This window comes from Streptomyces sp. BE303 (assembly GCF_036290945.1).
In the GTDB taxonomy this organism is placed as follows: domain Bacteria; phylum Actinomycetota; class Actinomycetes; order Streptomycetales; family Streptomycetaceae; genus Kitasatospora.
Genome location: NZ_JAQYWZ010000518.1, coordinates 1 through 310, shown reverse-complemented (window position 1 = coordinate 310; position 310 = coordinate 1). Strand labels below are relative to the sequence as shown.

Here is a 310-nt window from a genome sequence, read left to right as displayed (position 1 = left end):
GCGGCCAGGTGCAGCGCGACCAGCGACGACGAGCACGCCGTGTCCACCGTCACCGCCGGCCCCTCCAGGCCGAACGAGTACGAGACGCGGCCGGACAGCACGCTCGCCGCGTTCCCGGAGCCGATGTGGCCCGCCGCGACCGCGACGTCCACGGACCCGTCGTCCAGCAGCGCGACGTAGTCCTGACCGTTGGGTCCGGCGAACACGCCGACCGGCTCGCCGCGGAGCGACAGCGGGTCGACCCCGGCCCGTTCGAACGCCTCCCACGACGTCTCCACCAGCAACCGCTGCTGCGGGTCCATCGCCAGCG

1 protein-coding gene is annotated in these 310 nt (G+C 74.2%); it reads right to left on the bottom strand.

Annotated features, from left to right (window positions below):
• Window positions 1-310, bottom strand: a 310-nt coding sequence (locus tag PUR56_RS10905) for a beta-ketoacyl synthase N-terminal-like domain-containing protein (RefSeq protein WP_329948733.1), incomplete at both ends; no start/stop codon positions are given.